General features: G+C 38.0%; 13 protein-coding genes. 7 read left to right on the forward strand and 6 right to left on the reverse strand.

What is annotated here, in order from left to right; all coding sequences use genetic code 11:
* Nucleotides 1–27 precede the first annotated feature (27 nt).
* Nucleotides 28–1,188, reverse strand: coding sequence for an ABC transporter substrate-binding protein (locus NLF92_RS00800; protein WP_254097867.1), 1,161 nt, complete (start codon nt 1,186–1,188; stop codon nt 28–30).
* A gap of 206 nt (nt 1,189–1,394) precedes the next feature.
* Between NLF92_RS00800 and pedF the strand changes: the two genes are divergently transcribed.
* The 7 genes from pedF to NLF92_RS00835 all read left to right on the forward strand — a co-directional run bounded on the left by pedF (nt 1,395) and on the right by NLF92_RS00835 (nt 12,480).
* A complete protein-coding gene (gene pedF, locus NLF92_RS00805) occupies nt 1,395–1,826 on the forward strand; it encodes a cytochrome c-550 PedF (protein ID WP_254097869.1) in 432 nt (143 codons plus the stop codon).
* Nucleotides 1,810–2,688, forward strand: a complete 879-nt coding sequence (locus NLF92_RS00810; protein ID WP_254097871.1) for a substrate-binding periplasmic protein — start codon at nt 1,810–1,812, stop codon at nt 2,686–2,688. The genes pedF and NLF92_RS00810 overlap by 17 nt, the downstream gene beginning before the upstream one ends.
* 213 nt (nt 2,689–2,901) lie before the next feature.
* On the forward strand, nt 2,902–4,686 hold the full coding sequence (locus tag NLF92_RS00815) for a methanol/ethanol family PQQ-dependent dehydrogenase (protein WP_254097873.1): 1,785 nt from the start codon (nt 2,902–2,904) through the stop codon (nt 4,684–4,686).
* A gap of 357 nt (nt 4,687–5,043) precedes the next feature.
* Entirely contained in the window at nt 5,044–6,564 is a 1,521-nt protein-coding gene (gene exaC, locus NLF92_RS00820) for an acetaldehyde dehydrogenase ExaC (protein WP_254097875.1), read from the forward strand.
* Between the two features lie 73 nt (nt 6,565–6,637).
* Nucleotides 6,638–8,722 (forward strand): 4Fe-4S binding protein, encoded by a 2,085-nt coding sequence (locus NLF92_RS00825; RefSeq protein WP_284700324.1) that lies wholly within the window; start codon nt 6,638–6,640, stop codon nt 8,720–8,722.
* 79 nt (nt 8,723–8,801) lie between these two features.
* The gene (nosP, locus tag NLF92_RS00830; RefSeq protein ID WP_254097879.1) at nt 8,802–9,944 is read left to right on the forward strand and encodes a nitric oxide-sensing protein NosP; all 1,143 of its coding nucleotides are present in this window, start codon (nt 8,802–8,804) and stop codon (nt 9,942–9,944) included.
* Complete coding sequence (locus tag NLF92_RS00835) at nt 9,937–12,480, forward strand: hybrid sensor histidine kinase/response regulator (RefSeq protein ID WP_254097881.1); 2,544 nt, start codon at nt 9,937–9,939, stop codon at nt 12,478–12,480. The genes nosP and NLF92_RS00835 overlap by 8 nt, the downstream gene beginning before the upstream one ends.
* A 50-nt stretch (nt 12,481–12,530) precedes the next feature.
* Here the strand turns inward: NLF92_RS00835 and NLF92_RS00840 are convergent, their stop codons facing one another.
* The 5 genes from NLF92_RS00840 to NLF92_RS00860 all read right to left on the reverse strand — a co-directional run bounded on the left by NLF92_RS00840 (nt 12,531) and on the right by NLF92_RS00860 (nt 17,170).
* A complete protein-coding gene (locus NLF92_RS00840; RefSeq protein WP_254097883.1) occupies nt 12,531–13,196 on the reverse strand; it encodes a response regulator in 666 nt (221 codons plus the stop codon).
* A 170-nt stretch (nt 13,197–13,366) separates the two neighbouring features.
* On the reverse strand, nt 13,367–14,530 hold the full coding sequence (locus NLF92_RS00845; RefSeq protein ID WP_254097885.1) for a porin: 1,164 nt from the start codon (nt 14,528–14,530) through the stop codon (nt 13,367–13,369).
* Between the two features lie 151 nt (nt 14,531–14,681).
* On the reverse strand, nt 14,682–15,359 hold the full coding sequence (locus tag NLF92_RS00850; RefSeq protein WP_254097887.1) for an ABC transporter ATP-binding protein: 678 nt from the start codon (nt 15,357–15,359) through the stop codon (nt 14,682–14,684).
* A complete protein-coding gene (locus NLF92_RS00855; RefSeq protein ID WP_349293211.1) occupies nt 15,352–16,110 on the reverse strand; it encodes an ABC transporter permease in 759 nt (252 codons plus the stop codon). Before NLF92_RS00855 ends, NLF92_RS00850 begins: the two co-directional genes overlap by 8 nt.
* A gap of 10 nt (nt 16,111–16,120) precedes the next feature.
* On the reverse strand, nt 16,121–17,170 hold the full coding sequence (locus tag NLF92_RS00860) for a substrate-binding domain-containing protein (RefSeq protein WP_254097890.1): 1,050 nt from the start codon (nt 17,168–17,170) through the stop codon (nt 16,121–16,123).
* Nucleotides 17,171–17,236: the final 66 nt, after the last annotated feature.

The raw sequence follows: 17,236 nt of genomic DNA on the forward strand, positions 1-17,236 counted from the left end.
ATATTAGTGCAGTGCAAAGTGTATTTTTCATTGGCATATCTCGTTTGGGGTTAATCCAAGTGTATCTAACTCAGTAACAGGGTGCATAAAACCAGTTTGTGGTGATTGTGAGACAACCCCTCTGGCATGAAACAATGACAAGGGCATACGCAATTGCCCATTTTTAGGTCGAAAAGACAGCTTTCTGCCTTTATATGCAGCGAGTGAAAAATCTGAAGAGCGCAGGTAATCTGACATTTGAGCGACTGTAAATTGAGTGTTTTTTTGTAGCCCCTGAGCCAATGCAATAACGGCCACATAATGCGTATAATCTACACCAGTCATAAATCGTCCTGCCACTTCCTGAACTCGATTCTGTAGTTGTCTTGCACCCCATTGCTCAATACTGCCATGCCAACTATCCACTTGTAATCCTGCAGAACCAACAACCGGTCTTGGGTAGTAAGTATTGTAGGGTAGGTAATAACCAAATGTACCTTGAGGATCAACGACAATAGTTGCATCATAAGTTTTTGCGGTTTGTGTAAGAAGCGGTATGTCTTGTTCTAAAGTACGCCGTAAATCTGTCGTAAATGACCAGTTTTTCTCTGCAATAATAGCAATACGATAACGTTGTAATGTTCGCTTTATGGCAGTTACATAATCAGTAGCTAGTTCATCCTCGCTACTAATTAATAATACTGAATCTAACTGTTTTTTGACTAACCATTGGCCTAGGGCATCAGCCAGCATGGGATAACTTGGACTGGTATGAAAAATATTGCTCGCACAGACATCGCGACGTAATTCGGTGGCTGCATTACCCACATTTATGACTAAATGTTCTTTCGTCGCGAGAGTAAATACTTGTTGGGTTTGCAATGTGTTTAGGTGAACTAAAATTGGGCCTGAGGGAATATTAGAAAGCGCCTGATTTATCGAATATGTTGCATCAATGAGGTGCTTTTTTAGGATGATTTTATATCCCATAAATTTACCCGTCGTATTACTATCTTGTAGTCCGACTAAAAGTCCTGCTAGTCCGTTATTCTCTGGGGCTTGGTTGATTTTGGGAATAGTATTAGCACTTTCCTGTAGAGAATAAAGATAATGGATGGTCAATGTCTGTTGTGTTTGTGCCCAGCTAGATGTTGGGAACAACCATAAAACACTCAATACACCGAGAAGTGTTAATAATTTGTTACTCATACAGGTCATGCTTATAGCCAATTTTGCCAACGGCCGTATGCCGTTATACATGGCATCATACTAGATAAAAATATTGGTTGTTCAATGCCTTAAATGAAAAACCCTACCAAAGGATGAGAAAGGTTTGCGCTAAAGTATCATCCACCGCCTATTGCCATTCACGTATATTACAGGTGTTTTTAAATGTCTTATTAATGGAATGTTATATGAATCTCACAAAAAAACTTAGCTTAGCAAGTTTATTATTTGTTTCAAGTGCGGTTATGGCACATGGGCCAGTTACCCCTCAGTCGATTGATACTTCAACTATTCCAGCTATTGGCGAGGAATGGGTTGATGAAAATCCGTATCGTGAATTGGCAGGTGACGTAAAAGCTGAAATTGACCGTGTCGGTGCTTCAGCCTACAACCAAAATTGTGCACGTTGTCATGGTTTAGATGCGATTAGTGGTGGTATTGCCCCAGATTTACGTGAACTACCAGCTGATTATGACGGGGACGAATGGTATATCTACAGGGTACAAAACGGCGCTGTACGCAATGGCGCTGTGTATATGCCAAAAATGACTGAACACTTAAATCAAGAAGCACTTTGGGCAATTCGAAGCTGGATTGAAACACGTGCTGAACAGATGTAAGTATCTTTTAATATTATTTTGTGCATGTTGCTTCAATATTGAGGCACGTTCATTAGATGATATTTTAGAATCTCAATACATTGTTATCGCAGTCTATGATGACTACGCCCCTTTTTCTGAAAGAAAAGGGGATGTTGCAACTGGTATTGATATTGACATTGCCCAAAAGATTGCACTTAGTCTTGGCGTTGAACTGCGTCTGAAATGGATGACTGCAGGTGAAACGACAGATGATGATTTACGCAATCATATTTGGAAAGGCCATTATTTGGACCGCACTGTTGCTGATGTCATGTTACGTGTTCCTTATGACCGAGCTTACTCGCAAAAACGTGATGATGTCGGCTTGTTAGCACATGAGTTGGTTCACATGTTTGGTCCATACCACACCGAATCTTGGCAAATCGTTTTTAATCAGGAACGTCTGCCTGACGTAGCTACCATGGCATTATTTCAATATCATAAAATAGGTGCAGAAATAGATTCAATACCGCATTTTTATCTTACCTCTGCTTTTCGAGGCGGGCTCAGAGAGCAAACACGACAATATGATAATTTGGTGTTAGCCATTAAAGGCATGAAAGATACGGAGGTTGATGCAGTTATGGGGCTGCGCTCTCAAATCAGTTACTTACACAGTCAACTAGATACCCAACAATACCGTCTAGCTGAAAACGCATTTCCATTAATAGGTAAGCAAAAATGGGATATTGGGATGGCTGTTAAGACAGATTATCGCGCCTTAGGATATGCAGTCGGTGATGTTGTCAGTGCTTTGGTGCGCAATGGTGAAATGCAGAAAATCTTTAAAAAGTACGCTGCCATATATGAAAAACCTACCTATTATCAAGAGATAGAATAAGTTTCTTACAACCATACTAAGTAAAGCCTGCGTTGGTAATTATCAACCATTTCTCATCCCAAGGGATGAAAAAAATCGGCATACTGTCTGATAGGTTTCATTATTTCCCCGTTTTACAATCATGTTAACTTGCTATTAACACTTTCAACGATACGTTGCGCAAGTTTGCAAATTATATTGAATACTAAAATCATTATTTCAGAGGAAATACATATGTTTAACAAAGATAAAGTGAAGGTACTTTCGTTATCAATGTTAGTTACTTTAGCTTGCGCAGGTACGGCTAATGCAAAAGTAACAGATAAAGATATTCTTAATGATCACCTCTCTACAGATGAAGTCGTTACCAACGGTATGGGACTTCAAGGACAAAGATTCAGTCCGCTATCCACAATTAACACCCAAACCATTGAAGATATACGTCCAGTTTGGTCTTTTTCACTGGGTGGTGAAAAGCAACGTGGTCAAGAATCACAACCTATGATTAAAGATGGTGTTATGTATATAACGGGTTCTTACTCTCGTGTTTATGCGATTGATGCAAAAACCGGTGATGAACTTTGGCAATATGAAGCGCGTCTACCCGATGGCATTATGCCTTGCTGTGATGTTATCAACCGTGGTGTGGCGTTATATGGCGATTTGGTTATTTTTGGTACTTTGGATGCAAAACTTGTTGCACTAAATAAAGATACCGGCAAAGTAGTTTGGAAGAAAAAGGTTGAAGATTATAAAGCGGGTTATTCAATCTCTGCTGCACCTATAGTGGTTAAAGGTAAAGTTATCACAGGAATTGCTGGTGGTGAATTTGGTGTAGTCGGTAAAGTAAGAGCTTATGATGCAGAAAATGGCAAACTTGTCTGGGAGCGTCCGACAGTAGAAGGTCATATGGGCTACATCTACGTCGATGGTAAGAAAATTGAAAATGGTATTTCTGGTGGCGCACCTGGTCAAACTTGGCCTGCAGACTTATGGAAATCGGGTGGTGCAGCTCCTTGGTTAGGTGGCACATATGATCCGGAAACGGATTCGTTATTCTTTGGTACTGGTAACCCTGCACCTTGGAATTCTCATTTACGTCCGGGGGATAACTATTTCTCTTCTTCACGCTTAGCGATTGATCCTGATACAGGTAAAATTAAGTGGCATTTCCAAACAACCCCTCATGACGGTTGGGATTATGATGGTGTAAACGAGGTAATTTCATTTAATTACGATGACCAAGGTAAAACTGTGCGTGCAGCAGCGACAGCAGATCGTAATGGCTATTTCTACGTACTTAATCGTGAAAATGGTGATTTCATCCGTGGCTTCCCTTTTGTTGATAAAATTACATGGGCAGAGGGACTTGATGAAAATGGACGTCCTATCTACGCTCCTGCAAATCGTCCTGGTAACCCAGCGGATATGGCCGATGGTAAAAAAGGTAAAACAGTTGTCACAGCGCCTTCATTTTTAGGTGGTAAAAACTGGATGCCAATGGCATACAGCCAAGATACTGGTTTATTCTATGTGCCTTCTAATGAGTGGGAAATGTCCATTTGGAATGAACCTACAGCATATAAAAAAGGCGCGGCTTATTTAGGTGCTGGCTTTACCATTAAATCTATTAATGATGATTACATCGGTGTGCTCAAAGCAATAGATCCTAAAACAGGTGAAACAGTCTGGTCTTATAAAAACTATGCGCCATTATGGGGCGGTGTACTTGCCACTGCTGGTAACTTAGTTTTCACTGGTAACCCAGAAGGTTATTTAATGGCGTTTGATGCTAAAACAGGTGAAATGTTGTATAAGTTTAATACTGGTTCAGGCATTGTTGGTTCACCAGTTACATGGGAAATGGACGGTGAGCAGTATATTTCAGTACTTTCAGGGTGGGGCGGTGCCGTTCCATTATGGGGTGGTGACGTAGCAAAACGTGTTAAGCACTTAAACCAAGGTGGCAGTGTTTGGACATTTAAATTACCTAAGAAATACGATTTAGCCAGTAATTAATCACCGGTTAAACAGTTTAAAGACCTCATTTGAGGTCTTTTTTTTGCCTAATGTAAATTGTGTACTTTGTATAAGGCCCAGTTACCAAATAAAAGGTCATATGTACAAATAGAATATTACATATCAAGGTGTGTTCCTTGACTAACCAATAAATGAATTTACCTAAGCAATTCAATCCATTATTTTTCTCATTCTTTTATTTCTCCTCCCAAAGTAGGGTTTTTTTACCTCCTTTGATCAATAGAACAAATGCGCTTATTTGCGCAAGATATTACCGTTAATTAATAAAAATTTAACAATTAAAATTATTATTTAAAGATGCTTATAGGTATCTCTTTTCAATTACTCGAGGTTATTATGATCTACGCAAATCCAGGAAGTGAAGGCTCTGTCGTAACTTTTAAAGCAAAATATGAAAACTTTATCGGTGGCGAATGGATTGCCCCAGTTAAAGGTGAATATTTTACTAACACATCGACTGTTGATGGCAGTGATATTTGTCAAGTTCCACGTTCTACCGCTGAAGATGTAGAGTTAGCATTAGATGCAGCACACGCAGCAAAAGCTTCTTGGGCAGCCACATCTGTTGCTGCACGCTCTAATTTATTATTACAAATTGCCGACCGCATGGAGCAAAATCTTGAGATGCTTGCTGTTGCAGAGACTTGGGACAATGGTAAAGCTATTCGTGAAACATTAAATGCAGATGTCCCATTATGTATTGACCATTTCCGTTATTATGCAGGATGTATTCGCGCTCAGGAAGGCACGTTATCTGAGATTGACGAAAATACAGTCGCTTACCACTATCATGAACCTTATGGCGTGGTCGGTCAGATCATACCTTGGAACTTCCCATTATTAATGGCTGCATGGAAACTCGCCCCAGCGTTAGCTGCCGGTAATGTGGTTGTGTTAAAACCTGCTGAGCAGACACCTACCACTATTTTATTACTTATGGAGATTATCCAAGATATTTTACCTGCAGGTGTGATTAATGTCGTTAACGGTTTTGGTAAAGAAGCTGGTGAAGCTCTCGCAACTTCTACGCGCATAGCTAAAGTTGCATTTACAGGTTCTACGCCTGTAGGTGAACATATTCTAAAATGTGCGGCTGAAAATCTTATTCCTTCCACTGTTGAGCTAGGTGGTAAATCACCTAATATCTTCTTTAGCGATATTATGAATCAAGAAGATGAGTTCATTGACAAATGTGCTGAAGGTTTTGTGTTGGGTTACTTCAACCAAGGTGAGGTATGTACATGTCCATCTCGTGCGCTGATTCAAGAAGATATTTATGATGCGTTTATGGAGCGTGTGTTAGCTAAAACTAAAGCGATTGTTCGAGGTAATCCGCTAGATACGGATTGTATGGTTGGTGCTCAGGCATCCAATCAACAATTTGACAAAATCATGTCCTATATCGATATCGGTAAAAAAGAAGGCGCTGAAGTCGTTACTGGTGGTGATGTGGAAACACAATCAGCAGCGTTAACTAATGGTGCATATGTTCAACCGACTATCCTTAAAGGTGATAACTCCATGCGTATTTTCCAAGAAGAGATTTTTGGACCTGTTATCGCCGTGACAACGTTTAAAACTGAAGAAGAAGCATTGGCAATTGCAAATGATACAGTGTTTGGTTTAGGTGCGGGTCTGTGGACGCGAGATGCAAATCGCGCTTATCGTATGGGCCGTAAGATTGAGGCTGGACGTGTTTGGACTAATTGTTATCATTTATATCCTGCTCATGCAGCATTTGGTGGTTACAAAAAATCTGGGATTGGTCGAGAAACGCATAAGATGATGCTTGACCATTATCAACAAACAAAGAACTTACTTGTGAGCTATGATACAAATCCATTAGGTTTCTTCTAAATCTTACTCAGAGATAAACAGGCGACATGAGTCGCCTGTTTATTTTCTACAGTAATGATAAGGGTATAGACAAATGAATATACACAAATGTTCAGTGTGGTTATGTTTATTTTTTTGTATCTCTTTAAGCCATTTATCGTTCGGAAAAGAAGGGGATGTGACTGATATTCCTACTGCGATAGATGAGATATTTCCCACTGCAACTCGAATAGGCGCACCAGATCCAGATATTCCTGTTACACCGGTTTATCAATTAAACCAGTTGCTTGGTTACGTTTTTGAAAGTCAAGACTTTGCACCGTTCATGGGTTTCACAGGAGAGCCAATCAATATCCTCATTGGCTTAGATCCGGACGGAAACCTACTGGGCTTACGCCTCATTAAACATAATGAACCAATATTTGTGCATGGTTTAGGGCCTGAGCCATTATTGGAGTTTATTACACAATATACCGGACATTCTATCCGTGAACGTTTTATGATTGACGCCAAAGATAAAAGCGTACCGGATAATACCTATTTCGATGGTGTGACAAAAGCTACAGTGTCTGTGTTGGTCGTAAATGATACGATTATTACTGCGGCACTCAAAGTCGCGATGGCAAAATTAGATGGGTTTGTTGCACCTTCCAATATGCTCATTGATCCCGATGTATTTGTCCCCTTATCCTTTACCGAATTAGTCGAGCAAGGGTATATAAAAAAATGGATAGTACACAGAAATGACTTGGTAAATCTGCCTAGTGAAGTGAGGGCAGCTATCAACGATGTTCCTTTGGCGTTTGAGCACTTTATTGAACTGTATTTTGCGTTTTTGGATATTCCCATTGTTGCCAGAAATTTATTGAGTGAGTCTGAAAGAACACGTTTATTAGAAAACTTAAAGCCAGGCGAGCAGCCCTTATTGGTGATGAGTCGTGGTGATTATTCGTTTATTGGCGACGATTTTATAGCGCAAACTGTACCAGCTCGTTTGAATCTAAGCCAAAATACATTCCCAGTGGCTTTAAAAGATATCGATTTTTATAGTTTTTATGAACCTGAGTTTATTACCGAAGTCCCCTCATATAATGATGTAAAAGTACTCCGTTTGAAATCACAAACAGGGTTTGAGTTAAATCGAACTATTGATTTAGGTTTGGGTATTAACTATCAAGCCTCTTTTTTTGATACACAGCAACATGTATTTACTACCACGTTAGATTTGCCAACGAATTTGTTTAAGTTGAACCCAGCTGCCAAATCAGCTACTCCTATTCCATTATGGCAGCGTATCTGGTCAGAAAGGGTGGGGGTTATAGTGATAACGTGTCTATATTTGATCTTGCTCACCGGAGTATTTATTAAACAACAAAGTTTAGTCAAACACACGCGTCTCACTCACCAAGTTCGCGCGGTTTCCTTATTCTTTGTTTTGTTCTTTATTGGTTTTTATGCTCAAGGGCAGCTTTCTGTAGTCAATATATATACCTTACTTCTAGCTGTGCTAAATGGCTTTAAAATCCAAGTGTTTTTACTCGATCCAGTGATTTTTATTTTATGGGTATTTGTTTTTATTAGTCTTTTTATTGTCGGTCGTGGGCTGTTTTGTGGTTGGTTATGTCCCTTTGGGGCTTTGCAGGAAATACTTGGTTGGGTGGCTAAACGTTGCCGAATAAAACAGATAAAACTTAACTCACAACAGCATCGTTGGGGGCAATCATTAAAATATTTTATATTGCTGGGATTATTGGCAAGTGCATTCTTTTCGGTTGATATAGCAGAGAAACTTGCGGAGGTTGAACCCTTTAAAACGTCAATAACGTTGTATTTTGTTCGTACTTGGCCATTCGTTTTGTATGCTGTTTTATTGTTGCTATTAAGTCTCAAGATCCACAAAGTATATTGTCGATATTTATGTCCATTAGGCGCAGGTTTGGCTATTGTGGGTAGGTATCCCTTATTAAAATTATTACGAAGACGGTCTGAATGTGGTACTCCTTGTCAACTTTGTAAAACTAAAAAATGTGATATTGATGCCATTAATAAAGATGGGTCAATCGATTATGCAGAGTGTATTCAATGTTTGGAATGTGTAGTTACGATTGAAAATCCTAATATTTGTGTCATTGATAAGTACAAAAATAAATCAATAAAAGTAAAGAATGTAGGGCATTAGTCTTATATCAACTCTGTTAAGCTATGCATTATAGGTTAAAACCTATATATTTAAATAAAGTTAAAGAATTGTTTAATTTATGTTTACTTATCAAGCTATATCGAATAAATCAAATGCTAGTGCTGCTTGTTTAGAACTTTATGAACAACTGCACACAACAAATACTGATATTATTCTATTTTTTTGCTCATCTTTATTTGATTTAGATGTAGTTGCCCAACAAATGCAGACTTTATTTGTGGATAAGACTTGCTTAGGGTGCACGACCGCGGGTGAGTTTGCTGGCAATGGGTATGAAACTCAAACAATCGTTGCAGTGGGTTTTAATCCGAATTACTTTAGTTTTAGTTATTCATACGTCGAAGATATTCAGAACTTTTCTCTTATTGATGCACAGAAAGTGATGCAATATTTACATGCTGATCTGAAAAGAAAAGCAATGGCACCTATTGCTACACAATCCTTTATTGTTTCTTTGGTAGATGGCTTGTCATCCGCAGAGGAAGAATTTCTAGTTAATTTTGATACTGCGACACAAAATTTCCCGCATTTTGGTGGTAGCGCTGGAGATGATCAGGGATTGAATCAGACATTTATCTATTATGATGGTCAATTTAAAACGTCCTCTGCTGTCATAATTATGTTTAATACATCCTTAAAATTTTCTGTGTTTTCTACCCACCATGTGCTCGCGAGTGTACAAAAATTAATTGTGACCGATGCAGATCCCAAAACCAGACAAGTATTCGAAATTAATGGCGAACCGGCTGCAGAGGTTTATGCAAATACTTTAGGTATGAATGTAGATCAATTAGAGCCAGAAGTATTCTCTATCCATCCTCTGGCTGTCAAGGTAAGGGGAGAATACTATATTCGTTCTATTCAAAGAGTGAATAAAGATTTTAATAGTTTGTCATTTTATTGTGCCGTGGATGTTGGGATCGTGTTGAATGAAGTGCAATTAACAGATATCAATACTCCGTTAAGGGAATTATTAGAATACAAACAAAATGGACTGGGATCACCTGCTATGGTGTTAGGCTTTGATTGTTTTTTACGGCGCTTAGAAGTGACCGAGAAAAAGCTTGAAAAAGATACCCGACAACTGCAAAAAAACTTTAATTTGATAGGTTTTAATGCTTATGGTGAACATTTAAATGGCGTACATTTGAATCAAACGTTTACCGGCGTATTTATTAGCAAAGAGCTACACAATGACTAGTAAGCCATTAACATTTACCTGCGCCGCCGATGAGTTGGCATACTACAAAGCAGAAAATAAAAAATTAAAAAAAATTAATGACGCATTAATATACCGCATTGAAGAAGGAGGTGGTAATCAAAATGTGGCTTATTCAGTATTTGAAAACTCGGTTCATTTGTCCCATCAAGTCAATATCAAAACTCACGAGTTAAATGTCGCATTGAAAGACTTACAAGAAGTGAATAAACAACTTCTTCATGCGAATCATGTTGCTACTCAGGCTAAACAACGTTTTTCTGATGCGATTGAGAGTATCAATCAGGCCTTTGTACTGCTGGATGACAAAGGTAAAATACTGTTGTTAAACACTCGATTTGAAAAGTTTTGGCGTGAATTTAAATTTTATCCTAAAGCCGGTGACAATTATTATGAATTAAAGTCATTAGCCAAAAGCAAAGGTATTATTTTAAGTTTAACACCAAGTAATAATAACCAATCAATTTATCACTTAAATAACAACCGTTGGTTCCAATTGACCGAAAGGCCTACCTCTGACGATGGGTCGGTATTGTTATTTACTGATATTACTGATTTGAAACAAGCTGAATCAGAGCGTTATGAGAGAGCCATTGATAAGCAAAATAAACTTCTCCAAGGCTTAATTGATAATTTAAATCAAGGCGTTTTATTGGTAGATGCTTATGGCGATATCCAGGTATGGAATAAAGAGTTTCTTACCTTGAGTGCATTAGACCAACTGAGCAAAAGAAAACTCAATACCATTACAAATATTAAAGATGCTGCTGAGTATACTGAATTATTGATTGATGATATTCCTTTAGATAATGAGTTCCAGCAGATTTTGAGCAATGAAAAAGTCATTCAAATTGAACACCACCGCTTAACCAATGGTCAAACCATCAAGACGTTTGTTGATATTACCAATCAGTATAATTATGCACAGTCATTAAGAGAAAGTGAAACGTGGTTACGTACCATCACCGATAATGTTCCTGCTATGATTGCGTATATTAACAAAAATAAGGAATTTACCTTTACAAATAAAGCTTACAACCGTTGGTATAATCCGCAAAATATTAATTTGGTCGGTCGTGATCTCCAAACATCAAAATTATTCAATAATTATGAGCGTCTCGAACGTTATGTGAATAAAGCACTAACGGGTGAGCTTGTGAGTTTTGAAAGTAAGGAGGTCAATCAGTTGGGAGATGAGGCATATTTATTAAAAACATATGTACCTAATTTTAATCACCAACAAGAAGTAGATGGGTTTTTCGTAATGATAACAGATATTACTGAGCGAATTAATACAGCTACTGCGTTACAAAACGCATACGATGATTTAGAAATTCGTATTCAACAACGAACTACAGAGTTACAAGAAGAAATAAATATAAGAAAACATGCGCAAAGTAATTTGTCTTTAGCGAAAAGGGAAGCAGAACAAGCCAATGAATCGAAGACCAAATTTTTAGCCGCTGTCAGTCACGACCTTATGCAACCACTTAATGCTGCGCAACTATTTGCGTCGTCATTTACTAGTCGAATATCAGCGGACCAAAAAAACGCATTAGTACATTCGATTAAGAATTCGTTAAACGACCTTGAAAACTTAATCGTTACTTTAATTGACATATCTAAACTGGATGCAGGTGTCATTCAACCTGATAATCAAGTATTTCAACTAAATTCGTTACTGAGTAATATTGCGAATGATTATGAAACGATTTCTCAAGCACAAAATATCAGTTTTACTTTTAGCCCAGTTAGTGCAAATGTCTATTCCGACAGTATGTTGCTGGCAAGGATCTTAAGAAATTATTTATCCAACGCGGTAAAACATGCTCAAGCTACTCACATCCACCTGTATGTTGAAGAACATGAAGAAATCCTCAGAATCGTAGTCAGTGATAACGGCAAAGGAATTGCAAAAAACCATTTGGCTGAAATTTATCATGAGTTTAAACGTTTAAATACCCGTTCTGATGCCCATAACAGTCTTGGGTTAGGACTTGCCATTGTAGATAAAATAGCAAAAATATTGAGTCACAAAATAGGGGTTCAATCTACATTAGAACATGGAGCTGAATTTTGGGTAGATGTACCTATTGCACATAATCAATCTGCAACAAAGTCTGTTTTATCAATGGCGACGCCTATTGAATCCCAAGCGGGGCAACATGCTTGGGTGATTGATAACGACCCTAATATTTGCTTAGGTATGGCAACATTGTTAACTCAGTGGGGGATGCATGTCACAACAGCGACCAGCCTCACAGAATTAAAAGAAAAAGTGAATGTCGCTGAGGATCATTGTGATGTTTTAATTGTTGACTATCATTTAGATAATAACAAAAACGGTTTAGATGAAAGCCAATACATCAATGCAATGCGTACAAAAATACTGCCTGTTGTGATGATCACCGCAAATTTCAGTCAAGCACTTAAAGAAAAAACGAAAAGAAAAGGAATACGTTTACTCAACAAACCATTAAAACCTTTGCGATTGAAAATGGTTTTACAAAACTTATAGTGCAAGAACGATGATTTTATAAGGCGTCAAATTTTATCATATCAAGGTCTTTATCTTTTTAAATATTGGTCAAAGTCGATATTAGCGCTGCCAACAACAACCTTGACTCTATTGGTCGCTCCAAGTTTTTTCAAGATGGAAGATACATGTGATTTAACGGTAGTCTCAGAAATATTCATTTCATATGCGATAGCTTTATTCGCTTCACCTTTTGTTAAGTGTTTTAACACCATAAGTTCTTTACGAGTTAATAAATGAATTTTCTCGGGTAATATTTCAAACTCTTTTTTAGCTTGAGGTGCGGTTTGTGTGGATGCGGTACGAATAATATCGGAAGGCAAACAGACATTGCCATTGAATATCGAACTTAGAGAGTCTGCAATTGACTCTACTGAAGATGATTTGGATATAAAACCTACAGCACCATAAGAAATAGTTTGTAAGATTTGCTGTTTGTCATTTTCAGCTGAGACAATTACTACAGGCGTTTCTGGAAACTCATTACGCAGAGAGAGTAGGCCATTTAACCCTGAAGTATTTGGCATATTTAAATCTAAAAGGACCAAATCGTAATCACTGTTGTTTTGTAATTGAGTTACTGCCGCTTCGATAGATTCTGCAGCATCACATTGGGTACCAGGAAACTTTTCATCAATAATACCACTGATGGCTTGTCTAAAAATGGGATGATCATCAACGACTAAAAGTTTATACATAACACAATTTCAAAAATTAATTATGACTTTAATTTAACATTTTATTAATGTTTTTGTAGCGTTAATTTATCCTACTTTCGTATGGTTAAAAAACCGTCTTAAGGAATAAAAAAAACGCCTCAATTGAGGCGTTTTCGGGGCATACTAATTAAAATTAAATATATTTAATTTTAGAAAGTAACAACTGTTCCAATAGAGAATGTACCATTGTCTTCAGCAACTGAACTGACCGAATTTTCTGATTCAGTATTATTGTATTCAGCCACTAAAATAACTCCTGGACGAACTGTGCGGAAGTAACCTAACGCAAAGTTTTTATGAGTTGTAGTTGACGCTTGGTCATCGTTCTCTGTCTCACCAGATGAAATCACAAAGCGATTGTCACCCATGGTATAAGAAGCTTGTAATAAATAACCTTCTGACTCATTTGTGTCAGCACCGACAACGTGGTCTAGGCCAGCAACATGTCCTAAACCTTCAGAGGTATAACCTGATGCGGTAAGTGACACACCGGAGAATTTCACGTTAACACCATAGCCAAAACCTGATTGATCAGTATCAGTACCGTCAGCTAGTTCACTAGACTGTGAAACACCATTTACCCACGCTTTAAACATATCTTGTGAATACACCGCTTCAAACTCAACTCGTGGTGTATCTTCTGAAGAACCTGGAGCAGATTTATTCGGATCCATGATACCAGATTTATTCGGATCCATGATACCTACGGCTAATGTTAAACCACTCATATCAGGTGAGCGATAGGTTATTTGTGCTTTAGGGAACGGGTAAGTATAACCCGTGGAGATATTACCGAAAGATACATTACCGCCGTCGACTAAACCAAATGTGTCTGAAGTTTGACCATAACCCAGTAATAATTCATCTCCTAGGATATTGGTACGATTAAATAAACCAAAATCTTTCCCTAAGGTGACAGAACCAAAGTCACCAGATATTTTTGCATAAAATTGACGGACATCAATCAGCGAATTTGTTCCCAAGGCATTGGCGCCACGATTTAAATCTGTATCGTTCACGCTCACCCAAAAAGAAGAACGCATTTCTACTTTGACATCATCCAGTTGTTTACCAAAGTTAAAACCAACATTGTTGGGTAAGAAGCCCATACGGACTCGAGACTGGTCACGTTCTGATGTGACACCAGCAGCATCTGTTGCTTCGATGTTTGAATTAACATAAAAAATATTTACGAGGCCATCAGCACTAAACGTCATACCTTCTTTGTTGTAAATTTCAACAGCGGCTTGGCTACTAAAAGCAGCAAGAGATAGTGCAGAAGCAATAAGAGTTTTTTGTAATGTGTGTTTCATGTTCTTGGATTCCTGTTATTGTTAACACCATGAACAATAATGTTAATTAAACGTATATTTAATTAAGCAAGTTGTTGATTTTTATTATTAATTAGATGTGAACAGAAGTATTAGGCACAAAGGATGAGATGTTTCACACTTTTGTAAAAAACTATGTAATATAACCAGCCAAGATATGGGGATATTCTTTGAGTAAACATTGCTTGGTGGGTCTTTGGTGCATTTCTCGTAAATTTAAGGTATGGATAATCGTTGCGGGTTTAGGGGATAAAAAGTAAATTTTATCGGCGAATGTCAACGCTTCTTCAATATCATGTGTTACTAATAGTACAGTTGTTTGGTGAAGTCGTACTAAGTCATTCAACTCTCTGCGACAGCCATCGGCAGTAGGCTCATCCAAAGAAACAAAAGGCTCGTCGAGTAACAACAAGTCTGGTTCGTTAATAAAGGCCCGCGCGATAGAGACTCTTTTTTGCATCCCTCCTGATAGTTGTTCTGGATAAAAATGAGCAACATTTTCCAAACCTAACTGCTTTAATAAAGCACTGCAAACCTCTATTTGACCTGGTGCTACCAGCAAGATGTTTTCTTGGATGGTTAACCAAGGTAATAAACGGTTTTCTTGAAAAATATAGCCTAGTTTTTTGTTTGTTATCCTAGCGTGTTGATATTCTTCATCAAGACCCGCTATGATATTTAACAGCGTCGTTTTACCACAACCAGACGGACCGATTAACGCAATACGTTCTCCTGGTTGAATGGTCAATGCAACGTCCGCTATAACCGTTATATTTTGAAACTGTTTATTTTTAACGACAACATTAAACATGTTTACGGCCTTTTTGTATTAATTTTTCGAATGGTTTGAAGAGAATAAACTCGATGGTAAATACAATACCGATAAAACAAAATGTATATGCTAGGATCCCTGCGATATCAAAAAATTGAAATAAAGAGTGCAGGGCAAAACCGACACCATCGCTTCTACCGAGTAACTCTACAACTAACACAATTTTCCAAATTAAGGATAAACCATTTCTGGCTGCCAGTAAGATATAAGGATATATCTGAGGTAAATAGATAAAGCGATAATAAGTAAAACGGCTCAAACGATAGACTTTAGCCATCTGGGTTAACTTTGGATCAATGACTCTAGCGCCTTCTCTAATACTCACGATGACATTGGGTAATTTATTCAAGACAACAGCAAAAATAGCTGCTGTTTCAATGAGACCAAACCAGATATACGCTAACATAATCGTCACTAGGGCAGGGATATTCAACAATACAACTAACACTGTATCGCTAAATACATTGATGCGGTGTCGGTGTGCCATGAGGATCCCCATAAATATCCCTAACACCATTGCCAAACAAAAACTGAATAAGACCCGATATAATGTTATCCCCAAATTATAGAGTAATTCCCCCTTTTGATAGTGAAACGTTAATGCACTGTAGACGTTTATGATTGAAGGTAAATCAGGTGAATCGATAACACTAGCTAGCACTTGCCAAAGCATTATGAGAAGGATGATAAATATACACTGTAAAGAACTTTTATTACCTAAAATACCCATGGATTAGTGTTTACTCTACAGTTTGCGTGGTGGCCTCAAGCCAAACACTTTGTGCTTTAGGCCAGAAAACATTAGTTGGAGAATCCAGCGATAAATCAAGTGTTTCAGCAAAAATGCTATATGCATCCGCAAAAGAGATCGTTTCGGCAGCAGTAAAATTATTCAGTAGTGTTTTGGGGTAGTCTTGATAAAGCTGTATGAAGATATCTTCGTTTTCCGCTTTGATTAAGTGTCTAATTCTTTCCCATTCGCGCTTACTACCTAATAATAACTGTTTTGCTTGATGTGAGCTGTGTAAAAACTGAGTTAATAACGTTTCGTTATCACTCGCAAAGGTAGTATGAAAAGCCCATCCTAACATAGGGACATCAGTATTTATGTTTAGCGCTTGTAGCATTTCAGAAGTTGTAATGATCGGCACAAAATCCAATGTTTTGAGTCGAGCTGTATAGTGCCAAAAGTTAATGACAGCCGTATTGTTTTCTTTTTGTACCATACGGTTTAGCAAAGGGGGAGCCGCAAATGTAAGTTGTAGTTTGGTTTTTTCTAAGTCCTGATGCTTGATATAAGCTTGTGTGACTAACCAATTCTTATCATATTTACCCCCTGCTATACCAATACGAGGATTCTGTGATAGCCACTGTGCGAATGTAGGGTGGTTTTGTCTGCTATAGATCCCGCCTGTTAATTTCGTGGTAGGATATAACAAATAAGGTTTACGCATGGATTGTTGTTTAGCCACCCAAAATACGTCCGTCATAATAATATCAACAGAGTGGCTTTGTAATGCTGCAGATGCTGCATTTTTACTAGCAAATGGAATGATATTGAGTGTGTAACCATTTTGTATATCTAGTCCATGATGCTTAATGACATCCATTTCCCAGTTTATAGTACCAAATTTGAGTACCCCCACATTGATAACTGGCAGTGCTTTGGTGGCGTTTGCTAAGGCGGTAGTAGAGGTCTTATACTCGGTTAGAGCGCTAGAGCTACATGCAGAAAAGATACCCAAAGTAAGAAGAGTACAGGACAGGACTTTTTTTACAATGGGTACCATTTGAACACCATAATTGATTATGCTTATTGTCAATATTCTAACGGACAACTCCAGATTTAACTCCCA

Source organism: Opacimonas viscosa (genome assembly GCF_024199005.1).
GTDB classification, from domain to species: Bacteria; Pseudomonadota; Gammaproteobacteria; order Enterobacterales; family Alteromonadaceae; genus Opacimonas; species Opacimonas viscosa.

Bases quoted from the DNA above. Each gene is read 5' to 3' on its own strand.
- NLF92_RS00835 (WP_254097881.1), top strand. From the start codon at position 9,937: ATGACTAGTAAGCCATTAACATTTACCTGCGCCGCCGATGAGTTGGCA.
- NLF92_RS00860 (WP_254097890.1), bottom strand. From the start codon at position 17,170: ATGGTACCCATTGTAAAAAAAGTCCTGTCCTGTACTCTTCTTACTTTG.
- nosP (WP_254097879.1), top strand. From the start codon at position 8,802: ATGTTTACTTATCAAGCTATATCGAATAAATCAAATGCTAGTGCTGCT.
- NLF92_RS00800 (WP_254097867.1), bottom strand. From the start codon at position 1,188: ATGAGTAACAAATTATTAACACTTCTCGGTGTATTGAGTGTTTTATGG.
- NLF92_RS00850 (WP_254097887.1), bottom strand. From the start codon at position 15,359: ATGTTTAATGTTGTCGTTAAAAATAAACAGTTTCAAAATATAACGGTT.
- NLF92_RS00825 (WP_284700324.1), top strand. From the start codon at position 6,638: ATGAATATACACAAATGTTCAGTGTGGTTATGTTTATTTTTTTGTATC.
- exaC (WP_254097875.1), top strand. From the start codon at position 5,044: ATGATCTACGCAAATCCAGGAAGTGAAGGCTCTGTCGTAACTTTTAAA.
- NLF92_RS00855 (WP_349293211.1), bottom strand. From the start codon at position 16,110: ATGGGTATTTTAGGTAATAAAAGTTCTTTACAGTGTATATTTATCATC.
- NLF92_RS00840 (WP_254097883.1), bottom strand. From the start codon at position 13,196: ATGTATAAACTTTTAGTCGTTGATGATCATCCCATTTTTAGACAAGCC.
- NLF92_RS00815 (WP_254097873.1), top strand. From the start codon at position 2,902: ATGTTTAACAAAGATAAAGTGAAGGTACTTTCGTTATCAATGTTAGTT.
- NLF92_RS00845 (WP_254097885.1), bottom strand. From the start codon at position 14,530: ATGAAACACACATTACAAAAAACTCTTATTGCTTCTGCACTATCTCTT.
- pedF (WP_254097869.1), top strand. From the start codon at position 1,395: ATGAATCTCACAAAAAAACTTAGCTTAGCAAGTTTATTATTTGTTTCA.